Source organism: Lelliottia amnigena, assembly GCF_019047465.1.
Taxonomy (GTDB): Bacteria; Pseudomonadota; Gammaproteobacteria; order Enterobacterales; family Enterobacteriaceae; genus Enterobacter; species Enterobacter amnigenus.
This window is the reverse complement of sequence record NZ_CP077236.1, coordinates 1,370,641-1,384,555: the sequence shown is the minus strand read 5'-3', so window position 1 is coordinate 1,384,555 and position 13,915 is coordinate 1,370,641. Positions and strand designations below refer to the sequence as shown.

General features: G+C 55.9%; 16 protein-coding genes. 11 read left to right on the top strand and 5 right to left on the bottom strand.

Going from position 1 to position 13,915, the window contains the following annotated elements; all coding sequences use genetic code 11:
* Window positions 1-173 precede the first annotated feature (173 nt).
* From ppiA to argD, 5 genes are all read left to right on the top strand, one after another.
* On the top strand, window positions 174-746 hold the full coding sequence (gene ppiA, locus I6L74_RS06635; RefSeq protein ID WP_015960751.1) for a peptidylprolyl isomerase A: 573 nt from the start codon (window positions 174-176) through the stop codon (window positions 744-746).
* 106 nt (window positions 747-852) lie between these two features.
* Window positions 853-1,020, top strand: coding sequence for a FicA/YhfG family antitoxin (ficA, locus tag I6L74_RS06630; RefSeq protein WP_072241953.1), 168 nt, complete (start codon window positions 853-855; stop codon window positions 1,018-1,020).
* A complete protein-coding gene (locus I6L74_RS06625) occupies window positions 1,010-1,612 on the top strand; it encodes a putative adenosine monophosphate-protein transferase Fic (protein ID WP_059180269.1) in 603 nt (200 codons plus the stop codon). Before ficA ends, I6L74_RS06625 begins: the two co-directional genes overlap by 11 nt.
* Before the next feature lie 29 nt (window positions 1,613-1,641).
* Complete coding sequence (pabA, locus tag I6L74_RS06620) at window positions 1,642-2,205, top strand: aminodeoxychorismate synthase component 2 (RefSeq protein WP_059180268.1); 564 nt, start codon at window positions 1,642-1,644, stop codon at window positions 2,203-2,205.
* A gap of 86 nt (window positions 2,206-2,291) precedes the next feature.
* Complete coding sequence (argD, locus tag I6L74_RS06615) at window positions 2,292-3,512, top strand: bifunctional acetylornithine/succinyldiaminopimelate transaminase (RefSeq protein ID WP_174521012.1); 1,221 nt, start codon at window positions 2,292-2,294, stop codon at window positions 3,510-3,512.
* On the opposite strand, the gene I6L74_RS06610 is transcribed toward argD, so the two are convergent.
* Both I6L74_RS06610 and crp read right to left on the bottom strand, forming a co-directional pair.
* Window positions 3,509-5,596, bottom strand: a complete 2,088-nt coding sequence (locus I6L74_RS06610; RefSeq protein WP_059180266.1) for a YccS/YhfK family putative transporter — start codon at window positions 5,594-5,596, stop codon at window positions 3,509-3,511. The genes argD and I6L74_RS06610 overlap by 4 nt on opposite strands.
* A 57-nt stretch (window positions 5,597-5,653) precedes the next feature.
* The gene (gene crp / locus I6L74_RS06605) at window positions 5,654-6,286 is read right to left on the bottom strand and encodes a cAMP-activated global transcriptional regulator CRP (protein WP_015960746.1); all 633 of its coding nucleotides are present in this window, start codon (window positions 6,284-6,286) and stop codon (window positions 5,654-5,656) included.
* 309 nt (window positions 6,287-6,595) lie between these two features.
* On the opposite strand from crp, the gene I6L74_RS06600 reads away from it, so the two are divergent.
* A complete protein-coding gene (locus I6L74_RS06600) occupies window positions 6,596-7,000 on the top strand; it encodes an OsmC family protein (RefSeq protein WP_059180265.1) in 405 nt (134 codons plus the stop codon).
* A gap of 46 nt (window positions 7,001-7,046) precedes the next feature.
* Here I6L74_RS06600 and I6L74_RS06595 read toward each other — a convergent pair whose 3' ends face one another.
* From I6L74_RS06595 to I6L74_RS06585, 3 genes are read right to left on the bottom strand one after another with little or no spacing between them, the layout of a single operon-like run.
* On the bottom strand, window positions 7,047-7,916 hold the full coding sequence (locus tag I6L74_RS06595) for a phosphoribulokinase (RefSeq protein ID WP_059180264.1): 870 nt from the start codon (window positions 7,914-7,916) through the stop codon (window positions 7,047-7,049).
* A 30-nt stretch (window positions 7,917-7,946) separates the two neighbouring features.
* Entirely contained in the window at window positions 7,947-8,165 is a 219-nt protein-coding gene (locus I6L74_RS06590) for a YheU family protein (RefSeq protein WP_059180263.1), read from the bottom strand.
* Window positions 8,162-9,184, bottom strand: coding sequence for a hydrolase (locus I6L74_RS06585; RefSeq protein WP_059180262.1), 1,023 nt, complete (start codon window positions 9,182-9,184; stop codon window positions 8,162-8,164). Before I6L74_RS06585 ends, I6L74_RS06590 begins: the two co-directional genes overlap by 4 nt.
* Window positions 9,185-9,464: 280 nt before the next feature.
* Here I6L74_RS06585 and mdcA point away from each other — a divergent pair, with 280 nt between their 5' ends.
* The 5 genes from mdcA to mdcE are packed head-to-tail and all read left to right on the top strand — an operon-like array spanning window position 9,465 to window position 13,912.
* Complete coding sequence (gene mdcA / locus I6L74_RS06580; RefSeq protein WP_059180261.1) at window positions 9,465-11,120, top strand: malonate decarboxylase subunit alpha; 1,656 nt, start codon at window positions 9,465-9,467, stop codon at window positions 11,118-11,120.
* Window positions 11,120-11,977: a triphosphoribosyl-dephospho-CoA synthase gene (locus tag I6L74_RS06575; protein WP_059180260.1), complete on the top strand. Its 858-nt coding sequence runs from the start codon at window positions 11,120-11,122 to the stop codon at window positions 11,975-11,977. The genes mdcA and I6L74_RS06575 overlap by 1 nt, the downstream gene beginning before the upstream one ends.
* Window positions 11,978-11,986: 9 nt before the next feature.
* On the top strand, window positions 11,987-12,286 hold the full coding sequence (gene mdcC / locus I6L74_RS06570; RefSeq protein ID WP_059180259.1) for a malonate decarboxylase acyl carrier protein: 300 nt from the start codon (window positions 11,987-11,989) through the stop codon (window positions 12,284-12,286).
* Window positions 12,279-13,112: a biotin-independent malonate decarboxylase subunit beta gene (locus I6L74_RS06565; RefSeq protein ID WP_059180258.1), complete on the top strand. Its 834-nt coding sequence runs from the start codon at window positions 12,279-12,281 to the stop codon at window positions 13,110-13,112. Before mdcC ends, I6L74_RS06565 begins: the two co-directional genes overlap by 8 nt.
* Window positions 13,112-13,912, top strand: a complete 801-nt coding sequence (gene mdcE, locus I6L74_RS06560; RefSeq protein WP_059180404.1) for a biotin-independent malonate decarboxylase subunit gamma — start codon at window positions 13,112-13,114, stop codon at window positions 13,910-13,912. The genes I6L74_RS06565 and mdcE overlap by 1 nt, the downstream gene beginning before the upstream one ends.
* The last annotated feature ends 3 nt before the right edge of the window (window positions 13,913-13,915 follow it).

The following is a 13,915-nucleotide window of genomic DNA, read 5'->3' as shown; positions in this document are numbered from 1 at the left end:
AATTGCATTAATTAGTGTGATTTAGGTCGCTTAATTGTGCGTCGGTTCCTACCCTTTTTACGGTTACAACTGTTTCAAATTCGTAAAATTAGGTAAAAGGCTAGCCTCCATCCATACTGCTCTTTAGAATCAAGCCACTTGCCTTTTTTACTGCGCTTTGTTAAGGAATTCTCATGCTCAAATCAACTCTGGCGGCTGTCGCGGCTGTGTTTGCCCTCTCTGCTGTTTCTCCTGCTGTTCTGGCAGCGAAAGGCGATCCCCATGTCTTGCTGACAACGTCTGCCGGAAATATTGAGCTGGAACTGAATAGCCAGAAAGCTCCGGTATCGGTGAAAAACTTCCTCGATTACGTGAACAATGGTTTCTATAACAACACCACGTTTCACCGCGTGATCCCGGGGTTCATGCTCCAGGGCGGCGGTTTTAACGAGCAAATGCAGCAAAAGCAGCCGAATGCGCCAATCAAAAACGAAGCCGACAACGGTCTGCGTAACACGCGCGGCACCATTTCGATGGCTCGTACAGCGGATAAAGACAGCGCCACCAGCCAGTTCTTCCTGAACGTTGCGGATAACGCTTTCCTCGATCACGGCCAGCGCGACTTCGGATACGCGGTGTTTGGTAAAGTTGTGAAAGGTATGGATGTGGCTGATAAGATCTCGCAGGTACAGACGCATGACGTCGGTCCTTACCAGAATGTACCGACAAAACCGGTTGTTATTCTGTCCGCAAAAGTTCTGCCGTAACCCTTTTCTCTACGGGCGGTTCTCGCCCGTAACACTTGCGTCTCCCTGCGAAAGCGCGTTTTGCTGCTTATACTTGTGGCAAACGGACATATCAGGGAGGCGTTAAGTGAAAAAACTCACCGACAGGCAAAAATCCCGTCTCTGGGAACAGCAGCGCAACGTTAACTTTCAGGCCAGTCGGCGTCTGGAAGGCGTCGACAGCCCGCTCGTCACGCTAAATGCAGCAGACGCTCAACACCGTCTTGAGGAACTCAGGAGGCACTATGAGCGATAAAATCGGTGACGATCGCGATCCGTACCTCTATCCCGGCCTGAACGTGATGCGCAATAAGCTCAATATTCGTCAGGCGGATCGCCTTGCGCAGGCTTCATATGAACTCACGGCATTGCGTGCCGCAACCTTACCGCTTGGGCCGCCCGCACGCGGTTTGCCGCACCTGTGCGCCATTCATCGCCATCTTTATCAGGATATTTTCGACTGGGCAGGTGATATCCGTGAAGTCGATATTTATCAGGGCGATACGCGATTCTGCCATTTCGCCTATATCGAAAAAGAAGGCAACGGCCTGATGCAGGATCTTGAGGAAGAGGGCTATCTTGTCGGACTCGAGAAAAGTGAGTTTATCGCCCGCCTCAGCCATTACTATTGCGAAATCAACGTCCTGCATCCGTTCCGGATTGGTAACGGGATCGCGCAACGCGTCTTTTTCGAGCAACTGGCCATTCACGCGGGTTATCAACTGAGCTGGCGGGATATTGAACCTGATTATTGGTCTGCCGCCAATCAGAGCGGGGCTATGGGGGATTTAACCGACCTGACAACCATCTTCGCCAAAGTTGTGAGCGAAGCGCGGGAAACTGAGTAGAATAGGGCGGCTAATTTTTTGGAGCCGCCATGATTCTGCTGATTGATAATTACGATTCATTTACCTGGAACCTGTACCAGTACTTTTGTGAACTGGGTGCTGAGGTGGTTGTCCGGCGCAATGATGACATCACGCTGGGAGATATCAACGCGCTGGCACCGCAGAAAATTGTCATTTCACCAGGGCCTTGTACCCCTTCTGAATCGGGTATTTCGCTGGATGTGATCCGCGATTTTGCTGGCAAACTGCCGATTCTGGGCGTCTGCCTGGGGCATCAGGCGATCGGCCAGGTCTTTGGCGCGACCATCGTTCGTGCCGCAAAAGTGATGCACGGCAAAACGTCTCCGGTGACGCATACCGGAACCGGCGTGTTTCTCGGTCTGAACAATCCGCTCACGGTGACGCGCTATCATTCGCTGGTGATTGACCCGCCCACGCTGCCCGATTGCTTTGAGGTGACGGCCTGGAGCGACACTCAGGAGATCATGGGCATTCGTCATCGCGAATGGGATCTCGAAGGCGTGCAGTTCCATCCGGAAAGTATCCTGAGCGAACAGGGGCATCAACTGCTGGCTAATTTCCTCCATCGTTGATTGGTTATTGCTTTGTTGTGATTTTTTATGCATATTTTGTGATTATATTTTCACGGTTAATGTGACATAAAATGGATGGGCATGACATGGCAACTGAACAATCTGCAATTACGCGCGCAACTTTCGATGAAGTGATCCTGCCGATTTATGCACCGGCTGAGTTTATCCCGGTAAAAGGGAAAGGCAGTCGCGTGTGGGATCAGCAGGGCAAAGAGTACGTTGATTTTGCGGGTGGTATTGCAGTGACGGCGCTGGGGCATTGCCATCCTGCTCTGGTCGAGGCGTTAAAAACGCAGGGCGAAACCCTGTGGCACACCAGCAACGTATTCACCAATGAACCCGCGCTGCGTCTGGGGCGCAAAATCATCGACGCCACGTTTGCCGAGCGCGTTCTTTTCATGAACTCAGGCACCGAAGCTAACGAAACCGCGTTCAAGCTGGCGCGTTATTACGCCTCAACGCGTCACAGCCCGTACAAATCCAAAATTATTGCCTTCCATAACGCCTTCCACGGGCGGTCGCTGTTTACGGTTTCCGTCGGCGGACAGCCGAAGTATTCCGATGGTTTTGGCCCAAAACCTGCCGATATCGTTCATGTGCCGTTTAACGATCTTCACGCCGTAAAAGCGGTGATGGACGATCACACCTGCGCGATTGTGGTTGAGCCGATTCAGGGTGAAGGCGGTGTAATGGCGGCGACGCCAGAGTTCCTGAAAGGCCTGCGTGAACTGTGCGACGAACATCAGGCGCTGCTGGTGTTTGATGAAGTGCAGAGCGGTATGGGGCGTACCGGCTCCCTGTTTGCCTACATGCATTACGGCGTGACGCCGGACATTCTGACAAGCGCCAAAGCGCTCGGGGGCGGCTTCCCGGTCAGTGCTGTGCTGACAACCCAGGAGATCGCGTCGGCATTCCATGTGGGATCTCATGGGTCGACCTACGGCGGGAATCCGCTGGCTTGTGCTATCGCGGGTGCGGCGTTTGATATTATCAATACGCCAGACGTGCTGAACGGTGTGAGTACGAAACGCGAACAGTTTGTGAAACATCTTCAGCAGATTGATGCCCAGTACGATGTGTTCAGCGATATTCGTGGAATGGGACTGCTGGTTGGTGCAGAACTGAAGCCACAATACCAGGGCCGCGCGCGTGATTTCCTCCATGCTGCCGCGCACGAAGGGGTGATGGTGCTGAATGCTGGACCGGACGTGATGCGCTTTGCACCGTCGCTGGTGGTTGAAGCACAGGATATCGACGACGGTATGGCGCGCTTTGCCGCAGCGGTAGGGAAAATCGTTAAGGGTTAATGGGATTCGCGCCGCAGCAGGCGCGTTAACCAAATTCCGTGATGCGGGCGTTGCCGCCAGGCTACCGATGAAATGGTGTGCATGGTGTTCAGATGCCCGAGTATGCGCTGCAAGTGCTGTTCCAGCGTGCTCATCGGACCGTAGGTGAGCGTTTCTGGTCCTTCAAGAATATTCATATCCCCTGATTCACCCGGCGCGTCATATTCCAGGCGCTGCTGACACCGCTGCAATGCAATTTCACACGACTGCAAATAACGCTGCGCCAGGTCCGGCGTCAGCATCGTATGCTCGCGCGCCAGCGTGGTCATCGCGTTGATATGCTCGACAATGAACTGGCTGTGGGTGACCCACAGTTTCATATCGGCCAGATAGTGCGAATTAAAGCCCGGCTCTTGCATGGCCTGATTCAGCGAGTTAAACAGCGCGTTATGAGCCTGATTGACCTTCATGCGTTGGTACGCCAGCGGCGACGGCTGCGGATCGGCGCTGAGAATCAGGCGAATAGCCTGCTGGTCGGCCTCGAGCGCATCATGCGCATTCTGGCGCAACAGGCCGCTTTGCCACTGTGGCCACAGCCAGACCATACCGCCAAACGCAATCAGACAGCCAATCAGCGTATCCACCAGTCGGGCGACAATAAACTGTTCGCCATTCAGGGTAAGCAGTTGCAGGGTATATACCGCGGTGACCGTAAAGCCGACCATCGCCCAGCCGTAGTTTTTACGGATAAACAGATAGCTGACCAGCGTAATAAACAGCATGCCCGCCAGGGTGTAACCGTCCGGGACGTGGAAGTGCAGCGTGACGCCCGCAATCACCAGACCGGCAAGGGTCCCGCCCGCCCGGTGCAGGATCCGCACCCGCGTCGCGCCATAGCCGTTCTGCGTCACGAACAGCACGGTCATTAAAATCCAGTAGGGCTTGGGTAAATGCAGCGCCACGCCCATCAGGCTGGCGATACTGAGCATCACGCTAATGCGCGCCGCATTACGCAAAGCAGGGGATTTAAATGACAGATAGCTTTTGAGCGCCGGCAGCAGTGGCAAACGTTTCTGCTTATCCGCCATCAGATCACGGGAATAGAGCGGACGCTGAGTGCGCAGCACGCGTGCGATACGGCTGAAGTGCCAGGCGCAGAACTGCCCGACCGGGTTGTCGGGATGCTGACGGGCAATTTTCTCCAGCGCGCCCAACTGTTTATCCATGGTAAAGCGTGTGGGATAGCGGTGATAGAGAATATCGTCAGCCAGCACGCGCAGTCGCGCCGCGACCGTCTGGGCATTCCAGCGGATCACCGCTTCGGCGTGACTGCGCTCCACCAGCTTTTGCACTTCCTGTGGATGATGCAGGCTGACGGAAATATGTTCCTGTAAATCCAGCCCTACCTGAAACGTGCGCAGTAGCCGTTTGTATTCATGATTTTTATTGGCCGCCAGCATGTGTAGCTGCTGATAACACTGGCTGATTAAATCGACCACTTTTTGCTGACGCGTCAGCAGCGGCGGCAGCGCCTTTTCCGGATCGGTGTGCTGCGTCAGCAGGGTGTATTTTGCTTCGCAGTAATCAGCGAGCTGAACGTAGAGCAGGCTTAAGGATTCGCGCAACGGCTGCTCGCGCCACATCCAGAACCAGAACCAGTTGAATAATCCGTACCACAGCGTGCCAAACGCGTAGATCAGCAGCGGTTCCCAGACGGGCATATTCCCGGCGAGGCTGAGCGTAAAGATCGATGCAATCAGTGAGGCGGGAAGCAAGCGGGCATGCAGAGAACTGATTTCCGCCGTCACGCCGAGCGTGAGTGCCAGTACGGTCAAAATCAACGGCAGGGGGATATCGCGCGCCAGTAATAGCTGTACCGCGAGACTGCATCCGGCAAACAGCGAGCCGCCAATAATCAGGCGCTTGAAAAAGCGTTTATGCGGGGTATCGAGACCGGCAATATTACAGCAGGCAGGAACGAGAGAAAAAAGCAGACCGTGTTGCAGATGACCCAGAATCAAACCGACGGCCACGGGGAGACATAACACCAGCGTTTGCCGAAGTGCGTAGTTAACTTCCGGGTGATAGATCAGCCTGCGCCACATAGATGCCAGAGACAAAAACGGCGTGACACCTTGCGATGGCACGCCGTTCGACCGGAATTAACGCGTTCCGTAAACCACGATGGTTTTACCGTGAGCGGAGATCAGGTTCTGATCTTCCAGCATTTTCAGGATACGGCCAACGGTTTCACGGGAGCAACCCACGATCTGACCAATTTCCTGACGGGTAATTTTAATTTGCATGCCGTCAGGGTGGGTCATAGCGTCAGGCTGTTTCGCCAGGTTCAACAGCGTTTGCGCGATGCGACCCGTTACATCCAGGAAGGCGAGGTTACCCACTTTCTCGGAGGTGATTTGCAGGCGGCGAGCCATCTGCGAAGACAGGCGCAACAGAATATCCGGGTTAACCTGAATCAACTGACGGAATTTTTTGTAGGAGATCTCAGCCACTTCACAGGCTGATTTTGCACGTACCCAGGCGCTACGTTCCTGGCCTTCTTCAAACAGGCCCAGTTCGCCGATGAAATCGCCCTGGTTCAGATAAGAAAGGATCATCTCTTTTCCTTCTTCATCTTTGATAAGCACTGCCACCGAGCCTTTGACGATGTAATACAACGTTTCCGCTTTTTCACCCTGGTGAATCAGCGTGCTCTTCGATGGGTACTTATGAATATGGCAATGAGACAAGAACCATTCGAGAGTCGGGTCTGTTTGCGGTTTGCCAAGCACCATGCGCTGTTATCCTCTGTTATAAGCTGTCACCAGAGTCATAAATCGCATCCTGACTCTGGGGTTGCAATCGAATTCTTCCCCGTACCTGGGAACTAGGCTGTCATAAATGTTTGCAGCCTGTAATGTTTGATGTCCTCTGCATACATGTGTAACGTCAATGTATTACTGTAGCATCCAGAGTGTTTTAGCATAGCTTTTGCCGCGTGTCTCCTGGTGTCTCGCTTCAGCATGACGCAGGTCGTCTTCCGTTGCGAGAATTGTAACGCGCGGGTAATCTGTCCGGAAAAATGCAACGTCGGAGTGAATAAAATGCAAGCGCGTGTGAAATGGGTTGAAGGTTTAACGTTCCTCGGCGAATCCGCTTCAGGACACCAGATTTTGATGGATGGTAACTCCGGCGATAAAGCGCCAAGCCCGATGGAAGTGGTGCTGATGGCGGCGGGCGGATGCAGCGCCATTGACGTCGTCTCGATTCTGCAAAAAGGGCGTCATGACGTCACCGATTGTGAAGTGAAGCTGACATCTGAGCGTCGCGAAGAAGCGCCGCGTCTGTTTACGCATATCAATCTGCACTTCATTGTGACTGGCAAAGCGTTGAAAGATGCCGCGGTTTCCCGTGCGGTGGATCTTTCTGCGGAGAAGTACTGCTCGGTGGCGTTGATGCTGGAGAAAGCGGTGAAAATCACGCACTCCTACGAGGTGATCGACGCGTAAGCGTTGACGAGAGTCAGACCCTCTCCCACAAGGAGAGGGAAAAGGATCATTCGATCTTTTTGCCTTCCATCAGCCGTTGCACCAGCGGCATCATGATCAGCTCCATCGCCAGTCCCATCTTCCCGCCCGGCACCACCAGCGTATTAATGTGCGAAATAAACGAGCCCTGCAGCATCGCCAGCAGCCACGGATAATCAATATCGTCCAGATTACGGAAGTGGATCACCACAAAGCTTTCGTCCAGAGACGGAATCGTTTTTGCCGCAAAGGGATTCGAGGTATCCACCGTCGGGACGCGCTGGAAGTTAATGTGCGTGCGGGAAAACTGCGGCGTCAGGAAGTTAATGTAATCTTCCATTGAGCGCACCACCGAGTCCATGACCGCTTCACGCGAATGGCCGCGCTCGCTGGTGTCGCGGGTGAGCTTCTGGATCCACTCCAGGTTGACGATAGGCACCACGCCAACCAGCAGATCGACGTGCTGCGCCACGTCATGCTGCGGCGTCACCACACCGCCGTGCAATCCTTCGTAAAACAGCACATCGGTCGGTTCCGGGAGCGGCTGCCACGGCGTAAACGTGCCGGGCACCTGGTTCCACGGCACCGCTTCGTCATAGGTGTGCAGATATTTACGCGATTGCCCTGTGCCGGTATGGCCGTACTCGGCAAAGGTTTGCTCCAGCAAACTGAAGTCGTTGGCGTCTGGTCCGAAGTAGCTGATGTGTTTGCCGAGATCGCGCGCCTTGCGGATCGCCATGTCCATTTCGGGGCGGGTATAGCGATGAAAACTGTCTCCTTCTACCTCGGCGGCGCGCAAGTTGAGCTGCGCGAAAATCTTACGAAACGCGAGGCTGGTGGTCGTGGTTCCCGCACCACTTGACCCCGTAACGGCAATAACCGGATGTCTGGCGGACATAGCAACTCCCTGACTGGAATGATGAAGCGATCAGCCGCGAAACTGATTGCGCGGCATGATGTTGACGGTTTCGTGCAGTTCAGACCACACCAGCAACACCTCGCCATTTTGTAGCTGCCGTTTCACATCGGCGACCTTTTGTTCAAGCGAGCGTTCATGTTCACCATAATCGGTGCCTTCGCGTAATACAAAGCTTTCAATCAGACTGTCCAGCGTTTCGGGAGCCAGATCTTGCCAGGGAATCATCATCGTGTTTTTTCCAGCCAGGGGGTTAACCAGTCGGGGATACGCGTTTCCAGCCACATTTTCGGACGCCGTAACGTGCCGCCGATAAAGCCAACGTGGCCGCCATGTTCGGTCAGCTGATACTGCACGTTAGCCGGCAAATAGCCCGGTGCCGGAATCGAATGGTGATCCATAAAGGGATCGTCTTTCGCGTGGATAATCAGCGTCGGTTTGGTTATCTGATTCAGCAACGGCATGGCGCTGCACTGACGATAATAGTCTAGCGCGTCGGCGAAACCGTGGATCTTCGAGGTGATCAGATCGTCAAACTCCCGCAGACGGCGCATGCGCTTGAGCTGTTGCAGGTTGATCGGCAGCGTATCGGGATAGGCTTTCAATTTGCGTGCCGCGTTGGCTTTCAGCAAATTCAGCAGATAGCGCTGATAAACGCGCGAAAAGCCCTTTTCCATATGATAGCTGCACTGCTCAAGCATAAACGGCGCAGAGACGATCACCGCAGCGTCCAGCGGCACGGCGTCGCTCTCTTTCGCCAGCAGGCAGGCCAGCATATTGCCACCCAGCGAATAGCCAACCGCCGCGGTAGGTGCCGCGCCGTAGGTCTTCGCCAGCCAGTGTAAAAACCAGGTGCCGTCTTCGGTTTCGCCGGAATGATAAATCCGCTCGCGACGGTTTGGCTCGCCGCTGCATCCGCGAAAATGCATCACCACACCGAGCCAGCCGCGCGCTTTTGCCGCGTGGATCAAGCCGTGCGCATACGGGCTGTGCAGGCTGCCTTCCAGCCCGTGGAACACCACCAGCCGAGGTTTATGCCTGGCCTGGTCGGGATCTTCGCTCCACGCTAAATCGACGAAATCACCGTCCGGCAGGTCGAGGCGTTGCCAGTGCGGATCAAACTGCAGTTTACGGCGCAGGAGCCTTGGCAGCATGGTTTGCAGATGCGGGTTAGCGACGCCACGCATTGGCACAAATGCGGCGCTCTCTTCACACGTGATATCAAAGTCAGATGGAATAATTTGGGTCATAACGATGCGATGTTCACTCTTGTCAGCCTTTACTATACCTGTCGAAGCGGATCCTGTTTACGAAAATGAGGCGGTGTTGACCTCCGATTCAGCTATTTCCTGTCTGAGCTAGCGTTTTTTTCCGAAACGTTATCTGATCTTGATCATAAATATTCATTCTGATTATTACTCTCAGGCTAATGATTCACCTCTACGCTTAATTGATGCCTTTCTCACCAGAGCGCACACTTTACTCAGCGTTAAGCAAATCAAAATGATGTGCTGAATCAGGAGGTTAATAATGTTATCTGGGCAAACGCCACCCCGGGTCTGGAACACACGCCGCACAGAGAAAGCGCGCCGTCTGGCTTCCGTTCCGGTGCAGGGCAAAGTACTGCCAACCGACGATTTCGTCGCCATGCTGGAAAAACTGATCGCCCCGGGCGACAAAGTGGTGCTGGAAGGCAACAACCAGAAGCAGGCAGATTTTCTGTCCCGCTCACTTGCTGAAGTGAACCCGCAACTCGTCCATGACCTGCATATGATTATGCCAAGCGTCGGGCGCAGCGAACATCTCGATATCTTTGAAAAGGGCATCGCCCGCAAGCTTGATTTCTCCTTCTCCGGCACGCAAAGCCTGCGCATTTCGCAGCTGCTGGAAGACGGTCTTCTCGAAATCGGCGCTATCCACACCTACATCGAACTTTATTCTCGTCTTTACGTTGATCTCTCGCCAAACGTGGCGCTGATTGCCGGTTTCAAAGCGGACCGCAAAGGCAATCTGTACACCGGCGCAAGCACTGAAGACACGCCCGCGCTGGTTGAAGCCGCCGCGTTCCATGACGGTATCGTCATTGCGCAGGTGAACGAGCTGGTCGACGACGAAAGTGACCTGCCGCGTGTGGATATCCCCGGTTCCTGGATTGACTACGTGGTAGTGGCGGACAAACCGTTCTTTATCGAACCGCTGTTCACCCGCGATCCGCGCCTGATCAAGCAAGAACACATCCTGATGGCGATGATGGCGATTAAAGGCATCTACGCCGAACATCAGGTCCAGTCCCTGAACCACGGGATCGGTTTTAATACCGCCGCGATTGAACTCCTGCTGCCCACCTACGGCGAGCAGCTCGGGCTGAAAGGCAAAATCTGTAAGCACTGGACGTTGAATCCGCATCCGACGCTGATTCCAGCGATTGAAAGCGGCTGGGTCGAAAGCGTGCACTGCTTCGGCGGTGAGCTGGGTATGGAAGAGTACATCCGCGCGCGCCCTGACGTGTTCTTTACTGGCGCCGACGGGTCGATGCGTTCTAACCGCGCGCTCTGCCAGCTGGCAGGTCAGTACGCGGTGGATATGTTTATCGGCTCGACGCTGCAGGTGGATGGCGATGCTAACTCCTCAACGGTGACCCGTGGACGTCTCTCCGGTTTCGGCGGTGCGCCAAACATGGGCCACGATCCGCACGGTCGTCGCCATGCGACGCCAGCCTGGCTGAATATGAAAACCGAACCGGACCTCATGCAGCGCGGTAAAAAGCTGGTGGTGCAGATGGTCGAAACATTCCAGGCGGGTGTGAAACCAACCTTTGTCGAAAAACTCGATGCCATCGACGTGGCGAAATCCTCCGGGATGCCGCTTGCGCCGGTGATGATTTATGGCGATGACGTCACCCACGTATTGACCGAAGAAGGGATCGCTTACCTGTATCGCGCCGAAAGTCTGGAAGAGCGTCGCGCAATGGTTGCGGCGGTGGCCGGGATCACCGATGTCGGTCTGGGTGTTGACGCCAAACGCGTCGCGGCGCTGCGCCAAAGTGGCAAAGTGGTCTATCCGGAAGATATGGGCATTCGCCGTACGGACGCCACGCGTTCTCTGCTGGCGGCGGGTAGCGTGTCGGATCTGGTCGAATGGTCCGGCGGTCTCTACAACCCACCTGCGAAATTCCGGAGCTGGTAATGAAACTTCTGCCCCAGATTCAGGTTGAAGGCGGTGCCGAATGGCTGGCGCAAACCGCCACGCAGTGTCTGATTGACGAAGCACGATTAAGCCCGAAACCCGGTCTGGTGGACAGTCGGGGGAGCGGCGCGCACCGCGATCTCACGCTCGCCTTGATGGAGCGCTCAGCGCAAAGTTTGACCCCAACGTTCCAGGCGCTGGCGCTGCAAAGCTGGCAGCGTCCGGCAGATATTTCGCTTCGACAAACCATAGGGCGGCTCGGACGCGAAGGCGAACAGCAAATGATGGCGGCGACAAACGGCGTCAATACCCATCGCGGGGCGATTTGGGCGCTGGGTTTGCTGGTCAGCGCGGTCGCCATGCTTGGCGGCGATACCCAACCGCAGACCGTCGCAGCAACCGCCGCGGAGCTGGCGAAATTGCCTGACGACGCCGCACCGAAAGTCTTCAGCAAAGGGCTTCGCGTCACGCACCGTTACCGTGTACCGGGCGCGCGCGAAGAGGCGCAGCAGGCGTTTCCGCACATTATCCAGCGGGCATTGCCGCAGCTTCGGCTCAGCCGACTCAACGGCAGCAGTGAAACGCACAGCCGGCTTGATGCGCTGATGGCGATCATGACCACCCTCACCGACACCTGCGTGTTGTCTCGTGCCGGAATGGAAGGGCTGGACGCCATGCAGGACGGTGCCCGTGCGGTGCTGAGCGCGGGCGGAACGGCTCAGCTTGACGGACAGCGCGCGCTGGCTGCGTTAGATCGCCACATGCTGGCGCTCAACGCGTCGCCCGGGGGCGCGGCCGATCTGCTTGCCGCCACGCTGTTTCTTGATCGCGTCGAAACGCCTAATTCACAGCATTAAGAGGATGTTATGGAAAAAATTACATTGACCGTGCCGGCCAGCCGCGTAGTGAGCGGCAGGGCGCTGGCAGGAGTTGTCGGCTCCGGGGATATGGAGGTGTTGTTCACCGCCGACCAGAGCCAGACGTTAACCATCGAAATCACCACATCTGTCGATAACAGCCGCAGCCGCTGGGAGGCGCTGTTCAACCGTCTGCAAACTGTGAGCAGCCTGCCTGCCGGGACGCTGACGATCCACGATTTTGGCGCCACACCCGGCGTGGCGCGCATCCGTATCGAACAGGTTTTTGAAGAGGTGAGCTATGCGTGACGATCGCAGTTTTATCGAATTAAAAGCGCGTCAGCGCGCGCATGCGCTGCTGGACGACGGCAGCTACCGCGAACTGCTGGACCCGTTTGAAGGCATCACCTCTCCGTGGCTGGCCGCGCAGGGCATAGTCCCGCAGGCGGATGACGGCATGGTGGTTGCGAAAGGCACCATTAACGGCAAACCAGCAGTGGTTGTGGCGATTGAAGGCGCATTCCAGGGCGGCAGCATGGGCGAAGTGTCCGGTGCCAAAATGGCGGCAGCGCTGGAGCTGGCGGCGGAAGATAACCGCAACGGCATTCCGACGCAGGCAGTATTAAGCCTTGAAACCGGCGGCGTGCGTTTACAGGAAGCCAACCTTGGCCTGGCGGCGATTGCCGATATCCACGCGGCCATTGTCGATTTACGTCGCTACACGCCGGTTGTCGGCATTGTCGCGGGAACCGTCGGCTGCTTCGGCGGGATGTCTATCGCGGCGGCGCTGTGCAGCTATCTGATCGTGACCCGGGAAGCGCGTCTCGGCCTGAATGGCCCGCAGGTTATTGAGCAGGAAGCCGGGATTGAAGAGTACGACTCCCGCGATCGTCCGTTTATCTGGAGCATGACCGGCGGCGAAATTCGCTACCAGAGTGGTCTGGTGGATGCGCTGGTGGGCGACGGGGTGAACGCGGTGAAACAGGCGATGAACGACGCGCTTGCGAAAGGCGTTCCGGCGAAACATCGCACCGATAACTACGACGACTATCTCGCGCGTCTGTCGAATTTTGACACCCGCAAACAGGCGGATACCGAACAGATCCATGCGCTTTTTGCCCGGGAGGTGAAATGATGACTAATACAATCAGCCGCGGCGAATTATGGCTGCAAACGCTCGCGCCTCATGCCAAACGTCTGTCAGGCCTGTGCCCGTCCGTGCAGGCGGCAGACGCTGACATCAACGGCGAAGCGGTACGTTTTATTTCCGTGGTGCCGGATGTCCATAACCATTTCCCGCGTGCTGCGCTGGGTGAAGTGGGTCTGATGGAAGGCTGGACGTTGGCGAAAGTGGTCAGCGAAACCGTTGCCGCCGATGCGGATAACGATGTGAAGCGCCCGATTGTGGCGGTGATTGATGTGCCAAGCCAGGCGTATGGCCGTCGCGAAGAGGCGTTTGGGATCCACCAGGCGCTGGCCGGTGCGGCTGCGGCCTATGCCAACGCGCGTCTGGCCGGTCACCCGGTCATTGGATTGATCGTCGGCAAAGCGATGTCGGGCGCGTTTCTGGCGCACGGCTATCAGGCTAACCGTCTGATTGCTTTCAACGACAAAGGCGTGCTGATCCATGCGATGGGCAAAGAGTCCGCCGCGCGGATCACTCTGCGCACCGTCGAGGCGCTGGAAAAACTGGCGGCCACCATTCCGCCAATGGCATACGACATCAGCAATTACGCCACGCTGGGGCTGCTTGAAAACTTGCTGGATATCAGCAACCCGGATGCGCCATCGGAAAGCGATGTGGCGCTGGTGAAATCCACCCTGCAACAGGCCATCAACGACGCACGTCAGGACACCACGCTAAAAAGCCGTTTGGGTGCTGACAATCGCCGCAGCTCTGCTCTTGTTCGTGAGCGCATGCGAGCAAGCTGGTAAGTA

What these genes read in the sequence shown, in the direction of transcription:
- I6L74_RS06595 (WP_059180264.1), bottom strand. Translation starts at nt 7,916, where the DNA reads ATGTCCGCCAGACATCCGGTTATTGCCGTTACGGGGTCAAGTGGTGCG.
- I6L74_RS06600 (WP_059180265.1), top strand. Translation starts at nt 6,596, where the DNA reads ATGCAAGCGCGTGTGAAATGGGTTGAAGGTTTAACGTTCCTCGGCGAA.
- pabA (WP_059180268.1), top strand. Translation starts at nt 1,642, where the DNA reads ATGATTCTGCTGATTGATAATTACGATTCATTTACCTGGAACCTGTAC.
- I6L74_RS06585 (WP_059180262.1), bottom strand. Translation starts at nt 9,184, where the DNA reads ATGACCCAAATTATTCCATCTGACTTTGATATCACGTGTGAAGAGAGC.
- I6L74_RS06590 (WP_059180263.1), bottom strand. Translation starts at nt 8,165, where the DNA reads ATGATGATTCCCTGGCAAGATCTGGCTCCCGAAACGCTGGACAGTCTG.
- mdcE (WP_059180404.1), top strand. Translation starts at nt 13,112, where the DNA reads ATGACTAATACAATCAGCCGCGGCGAATTATGGCTGCAAACGCTCGCG.
- ppiA (WP_015960751.1), top strand. Translation starts at nt 174, where the DNA reads ATGCTCAAATCAACTCTGGCGGCTGTCGCGGCTGTGTTTGCCCTCTCT.
- I6L74_RS06625 (WP_059180269.1), top strand. Translation starts at nt 1,010, where the DNA reads ATGAGCGATAAAATCGGTGACGATCGCGATCCGTACCTCTATCCCGGC.
- crp (WP_015960746.1), bottom strand. Translation starts at nt 6,286, where the DNA reads ATGGTGCTTGGCAAACCGCAAACAGACCCGACTCTCGAATGGTTCTTG.
- I6L74_RS06575 (WP_059180260.1), top strand. Translation starts at nt 11,120, where the DNA reads ATGAAACTTCTGCCCCAGATTCAGGTTGAAGGCGGTGCCGAATGGCTG.
- mdcA (WP_059180261.1), top strand. Translation starts at nt 9,465, where the DNA reads ATGTTATCTGGGCAAACGCCACCCCGGGTCTGGAACACACGCCGCACA.
- I6L74_RS06610 (WP_059180266.1), bottom strand. Translation starts at nt 5,596, where the DNA reads ATGTGGCGCAGGCTGATCTATCACCCGGAAGTTAACTACGCACTTCGG.
- argD (WP_174521012.1), top strand. Translation starts at nt 2,292, where the DNA reads ATGGCAACTGAACAATCTGCAATTACGCGCGCAACTTTCGATGAAGTG.
- mdcC (WP_059180259.1), top strand. Translation starts at nt 11,987, where the DNA reads ATGGAAAAAATTACATTGACCGTGCCGGCCAGCCGCGTAGTGAGCGGC.
- I6L74_RS06565 (WP_059180258.1), top strand. Translation starts at nt 12,279, where the DNA reads ATGCGTGACGATCGCAGTTTTATCGAATTAAAAGCGCGTCAGCGCGCG.